General features: G+C 75.6%; 5 protein-coding genes. All 5 read left to right on the top strand.

The features are described 5' to 3' along the window. The first annotated feature begins 18 nt into the window (after window positions 1–18). A complete protein-coding gene (locus ACFRMQ_RS36930) occupies window positions 19–981 on the top strand; it encodes an electron transfer flavoprotein subunit alpha/FixB family protein (RefSeq protein ID WP_380735220.1) in 963 nt (320 codons plus the stop codon). 233 nt (window positions 982–1,214) lie between these two features. Beyond that, window positions 1,215–2,636: an AMP-binding protein gene (locus ACFRMQ_RS36925; RefSeq protein WP_380735219.1), complete on the top strand. Its 1,422-nt coding sequence runs from the start codon at window positions 1,215–1,217 to the stop codon at window positions 2,634–2,636. Window positions 2,637–2,917: 281 nt separating this feature from the next. Next, the gene (locus tag ACFRMQ_RS36920; protein WP_380735218.1) at window positions 2,918–3,787 is read left to right on the top strand and encodes a C40 family peptidase; all 870 of its coding nucleotides are present in this window, start codon (window positions 2,918–2,920) and stop codon (window positions 3,785–3,787) included. A 412-nt stretch (window positions 3,788–4,199) separates the two neighbouring features. Next, a complete protein-coding gene (locus ACFRMQ_RS36915) occupies window positions 4,200–5,267 on the top strand; it encodes an NUDIX domain-containing protein (RefSeq protein ID WP_380735217.1) in 1,068 nt (355 codons plus the stop codon). A gap of 168 nt (window positions 5,268–5,435) precedes the next feature. Continuing rightward, on the top strand, window positions 5,436–6,046 hold a 611-nt coding region (locus ACFRMQ_RS36910; RefSeq protein WP_380735216.1), incomplete at its 3' end, for a DUF4184 family protein.

The following is a 6,046-nucleotide window of genomic DNA, read 5'->3' as shown; positions in this document are numbered from 1 at the left end:
ACACGGAGACATTGAGCAATGGCTGAGATTCTCGTTCTGGTGGACCACGCCGACGGTGTGGTCCGCAAGCCGGCCCTGGAACTGCTGACCCTGGCCCGCCGTATCGGTGAGCCGTCCGCCGTCGTCCTCGGCGCCGGCGCGGCCGCGGCCGGCATCGCCGCGAAGGCCGGCGAGTACGGCGCGGCGAAGGTGTACGTCGCCGACGGCGCGGAGTTCGACGACCTGCTGGTGGTCCCCAAGGTGGACGCCCTGGCCCAGATCGCCGGGGCCAATGACGTGGCGGCGGTGCTGGTGACGTCCTCGGGTGAGGGCAAGGAGGTCGCCGCGCGGGTGGCGTTGCGGATCGGTTCCGGCATCATCACCGACGCCGTCGACGTGGAGGCCGGTGAGGGTGGTCCGGTCGCCACCCAGTCGGTGTTCGCCGCGTCCTTCCAGGTGAGGTCCAGGGTCACCAAGGGTGCGCCGGTCATCACCGTCAAGCCGAACTCGGTCGCCCCGGAGGCGGCCGCGGCCGCCGGTGCCGTCGAGGACGTCGTCGTGGAGTTCGGCGGCAACGCCGCGAAGGTCACCTCGCGTACCCCGCGGGTGTCCTCGGGCCGTCCGGAGCTGACGGAGGCCGCGATCGTGGTCTCCGGTGGCCGTGGTGTCGGTGCGGCCGAGGGCTTCGGTGTGGTCGAGGAGCTCGCGGACGCGCTGGGCGGGGCGGTCGGTGCCTCGCGTGCGGCCGTGGACGCCGGCTGGTACCCGCACAGCAGCCAGGTCGGCCAGACCGGCAAGCAGGTCTCCCCGCAGCTGTACATCGCGGCGGGCATCTCGGGTGCGATCCAGCACCGGGCGGGCATGCAGACCTCGAAGACCATCGTGGCGGTGAACAAGGACCCCGAGGCCCCGATCTTCGAGCTGGTCGACTACGGGGTGGTCGGCGACCTCTTCCAGGTGCTGCCGCAGCTGACCGCCGAGGTGAAGGCCCGTAAGGCCTGATCCCCGCGGATGGTTCGGAGGGCGTGGCGCCGGGTGGTACCCGGTGCCACGCCCTCCGGCGTTCTCCGGTGCCCTCCTGCGGTGCCCGGCTCCGGCCCGGCGTCCCCGGAGCGGGGCGGGCGGCGGCGGCCCGTAGAGTCGGCGCCGGCGCGTGCCCCGGAGCCGGGCGCACGCGGTGAGCGCGTGGCGCACGGGCGCGGCGCGTCGGCTTGGGACGAGGCGAGGACGGTGGCATGGCACTGCTGACGGCACTTCAGGGCGGTTTCGGCGACGCGGCGGACGCGCTGCGGATCGACGGTCGGACGCTCTCCCGGGAGGAACTGCTGGGCGCGGCGACCGCCGTCGCCGACCGGGTGGCCGGCGCCCCGGCGCTCGCGGTGCTCGCCCGGCCCACCGTCGAGACCGTCACCGCCGTGGTCGGCGGCCTGCTGGCGGGTGTCCCGGTGGTGCCGCTGCCGCCGGACTCGGGGCCCAAGGAGCGCGAGCACATCCTGCGGGACTCCGGCGCGGCGCTGCTCGCGCACGCCGCCGGGGAGGCGATGCCGGAAGGCACCTCGGTGGCGGGGCTGCCGGTCGACCCGGGGCAGCGCTCCGCCACCACGTACGCCGAGCCGTCCGCCGGGTCGACCGGCTTCGTGCTCTACACCTCGGGCACCACCGGCGCGCCCAAGGGCGCGGTGATCCGGCGCGAGGCGGTCGCCGCCGACCTGGACGCCCTCGCCGCCGCCTGGCGGTGGACCGCCGAGGACACCCTCGTGCACGGCCTGCCGCTGTTCCACGTGCACGGGCTGCTTCTCGGCGTGCTCGGCGCCCTGCGCACCGGCAGCGCGCTGGTGCACACCGGGCGGCCCACCCCGATGGCCTACGCGGCGGCGGGCGGCAACCTGTACTTCGGCGTGCCCACCGTCTGGTCCCGGCTGGCGGCCGACCCGGAGGCGGCGGCCCGGCTGGCCCAGGCCCGGCTGCTGGTCTCCGGCAGCGCGCCGCTGCCCGTCCCGGTGTTCGAGAAGCTGGCGGCGCTCACCGGGCACGCCCCGATCGAGCGGTACGGGATGACCGAGTCGCTGATCACCGTCAGCACCCGGGCGGACGGCGAGCGGCGCCCCGGCAGCGTCGGGCTGCCGGTGGACGGGGTCCGCACCCGGCTGGTCGGCGAGGACGGCGCGCCGGTGCCGCGCGACGGGGAGAGCGTCGGCGAGCTCCAGGTGGCCGGCCCGACGCTGTTCAGCGGTTACCTCAACCGGCCGGAGGCGGATGCCGAGGCCTGGACGGCGGACGGCTGGTTCCGTACGGGGGACGTCGCGGTGATCGGCGCGGACGGGTTCCACCGGATCGTCGGCCGCGCCTCGGTGGACCTGATCAAGAGCGGCGGCTACCGGATCGGCGCGGGCGAGGTGGAGGCCGCGCTGCGGGACCACCCGGCCGTCGCCGACGCGGCGGTGGTCGGGGTGCCGGACGAGGACCTCGGACAGGCGATCGTGGCGTACGTCATCGCGGACGGCGCCGTGACGGGGGACCAGCTGACGGCCTTCGTGGCGGAGCGGCTCTCGGTGCACAAGCGGCCGCGCCGGGTCGTGCTGGTGCCCGAACTGCCCAGGAACGCCTTGGGGAAGGTGCTGAAGAAGCAGCTGCTGGCGGAGGCCGGTGGCCGGTGACGCGAGGGGTTGTCGGACGCCGCCGGCGATGACGGACGTTCACTCTGATGCGCCGTTGGTGCTCACCACCCGTGACCCTTCCTTTGGCGCACTCCACTGCGCACTGTGCGCGGACGCGTGCCTAACGTGACACGCAGGCAGAACCGAATCGCTGGGCGGAAGCGCCGCGGCTCCCGGTCGCAGGACCGGAAGCCGCGGCGTGCCGGGCGGGGGCTCTGCCGGACAGCGCGGCCAGTCGTGGCCGGTCACAGCAACTCGCAGCAGTGAAGGAAGTCAGCACGATGACCACCGTCAACACCGGCGCGCCGGCCGTCGCCGGCGCACCGACCGGGCAGCAGGACGCTGCCACCGCTCCTGCCCCCCGTCCGTCCCGCACCGCGCGGCTCCGTCGGGGGATAGCCATGGTGGCCGTGATCGCGACCGGGGCGGGCGTGATCGGCCTCGGTACCGGCGTCGGCCCCGCGGCCGCGGAGGCCGCTCCGGCGCACGCCGGATGGGACGGCTCGCGGTACTGGTTCAAGAACAGCCAGGGGGAGTGGCGCTGGACCTCGCACTACAGCGTGTACGCGGCGCGCACCGGGGGTGGCTCCCCGTCCGCCGCCAAGTCCTCGGCCGGGTCCTCCGGCGGGATCAAGCAGGGGTGGGACGGCGAGCGCTACTGGTTCCGCAACAGCAAGGGCGAGTGGCGTTGGACCTCGCACTACGACATCTACCTGGACCGCACCGGGGGCGGCCCCGACGCGGACGACGGGCGTCCGGCCTACTTCAACGACTCGGTCGCGGAGGACCGCGACGTCGAGACGGCCGTGCAGTTCGCGCTCTCCCAGCTGGGCGTGCCGTTCCGCCGGGCGGGCAACGGGCCGGACGGCTACGACTGCTCGGGCCTGGTGCAGCAGTCCTTCCGGCGCGGCGGGATCGACCTGCCGCGCGTCGCCAACGACCAGTACGCGGCGACCACGCCGATCGGCGCGAGTCAGCTGCGCCGCGGTGACCTGCTGTTCTGGTCGCCGGACGGGACGCCCAGGGGCATCCAGCACGTGGCGATCTACCTGGGCGACAACGACTACGTCGAGGCCGCGCGGCCGGGGACCAACATCCGGATCTCGGAGATCAGCAGCGGCTACTACCCGGCGTACATGGGGCGGCCGTAGCGGCCGGCCGGTTCTCCCGCCGGGGGCGCCGGTCCGTCCGGTGCCCCCGGCGGGCGCTTCCGTGCGCGGGGCGTGCACCACGGGGCACAGGATCGTGCGGGCGGGGGAGCGCGGGGCGCGAGGGGCGTACGAGCGGGGCGTGCGCGACAAGTCGACCCATCTGGCGTCCTGTGCCCGAGCAGTGGCCAAGGGGTGCAACTTTCCGGTAGACCGGGCGGCGTTTCCTCGCTCTCGGGCGCCTGACCTGGGCACATGCCGCCGGCACGGGGTGGGCCGGGGCACGCGGGCGGGCACGACCGGGAGGCATGGGGAGCGGCGTGGCGCGGGTACCACCACGGGTGGCGCCGGTTCGGCTGACGGGGGCGCCCCCCGGTGCGAACCGCACCGGGGGAAGTCGAGGGCAGGGGACGTTGTGATCGTCTGGGTCAATGGCACATTCGGGGCGGGCAAGACGAGCGCCTGCCGTGAGCTGGTGGAACTGCTGCCCGGGAGCGTGCTCTTCGATCCCGAGCTGGTGGGCTTCGGTCTGCGCCGACTGCTTCCGGCCGACCGCCTGGCGACGGTCTCCGACTTCCAGGAGCTGGCGGCCTGGCGCCGGCTCGTCCCCGAGACGGCGGCGGCCCTGCTCGGCGAGGTCGGGGGGCCGCTGGTGGCCCCGATGACCCTGCTGAGAGAGGACTACCGGGACGAGATCTTCGGCGGGCTGGCCTCGCACGGGATCGCGGTGCACCACTTCGTACTGGACCCTGAAGAAACGATCCTGCGCGACCGCATAGCCCACCGCGAGGAGTGCCCCGGTGATCCGGCGGCCAGCGAGCGGGTCCGCGCCTGGTGCCTCGACCACCTGCCCGCCTACCGCGCCGCCCGCCGCTGGCTGGTCGGGGACGCCCGGATGATCGACACCGGCGCGCTCTCCCCCCGGGAGACCGCGCTCCGGATCGCCGAACTGGTCCGGGTCGGCGCCGCCCGCTGCCCGATCGTCCAGACCCCGGACCCGACCGGGGACACCGTGGCCTCCGCCGTCCTGCTCTTCGACGAGCAGGACCGGGTGCTGCTCGTCGACCCCGTCTACAAGCCGGACTGGGACTTCCCCGGCGGCGTGGTCGAGCGCGGTGAGGCCCCCACGGACGCGGCCCTGCGCGAGACCGCGGAGGAGCTGGGCCTGCGCCTGGACTCCGCCGCCCTGCGCCTGCTCGCCGTCGACTGGGAGCCGCGCACCGGCCCGCGCCGCGGCGGACTGCGGCTGATGTACGACGGCGGCCTGCTGGACGCGGAGGGCCGGCAGAGGCTGCTGCTCCAGCAGGAGGAACTGCGCGGCTGGCGCTTCGTCACCCTGGACGAGGCGGGCGAGCTGCTGCCGCCGGGGCGCTACCGGCGGCTGGCGGCCGCGCTGGACGCGCGGCGCAGCGGTGAGCTGCGGTACCTGGAGGCGGGGAGCCGGGCGGCCGCGGGGCTGGCGCGCACGGCGGACGCGGCGTAGGGGAGGGCTGGCGCGGGGGCGCGGCGGAGGGGCGCGGCGGAGGGGCGCGGCGGAGGAGGTCGGCGGAGGAGGGAGGAAGCGGAAGGGGCGGGCCGGGCTGGGTGGGGGCGGTCTCCGGCTGCGCCTCCCGGTTCGCGGGGCGGCGGGCCCGGGCGGGAGGATGGGGGCATGCCGTTCACGCTGAGCCATCCCGCCGCCGTCCTGCCCCTGCTGCGTGCCGCCGGGGCGCGCGGACCGCTGGTGGCTTCGGCGCTGGTTGCCGGGTCGATGGCGCCGGACGTGCCGTTCTTCGCCGAGTCCCTGCTGCCCGGGGTGTACGGCCACGGCGGGCTGACGCACCGCTGGTGGGCGGTGCCGACGCTGGACGTGGCGATCGCCGGAGCGCTGGTGGCCGGCTGGCACGGGCTGCTGCGCGGGCCGGCGGTGGCGTTGCTGCCCGAACGCTGGGCGGGTGCCGCGGAGGCGCTGACGGTCCGACGGAGCGCGGGGGCCGGAGACGTCGGGGACACCGGCACGGTCGGGGCCGGGGTCGGGGCCGGGGCCGGTGGCGCGGCGTGGTTCGCGGCCTCGGCCGCGATCGGCGCGGCCACGCACGTCGGCTGGGACGCCTTCACCCACGGGGGCCGGCTGGGCGTGCGGCTGCTGCCCGTCCTGGACCGGCCGGTGGCCGGCGTCCCGCTGTACGAGGTGTTGCAGTACGGCAGTTCGGCGCTCGCCCTGGCGGCGCTGGGTGGTTGGGCGGCGCGTGCGGCGCGGGCCGCCGAGCCGGTGCGGCCGGC

The sequence above is a fragment of the Kitasatospora sp. NPDC056783 genome (assembly GCF_042789895.1).
Classification (GTDB): domain Bacteria; phylum Actinomycetota; class Actinomycetes; order Streptomycetales; family Streptomycetaceae; genus Kitasatospora.
The sequence above is the reverse complement of the archived record's forward strand: the minus strand, read 5'-3'. Positions and strand labels throughout refer to the sequence as shown.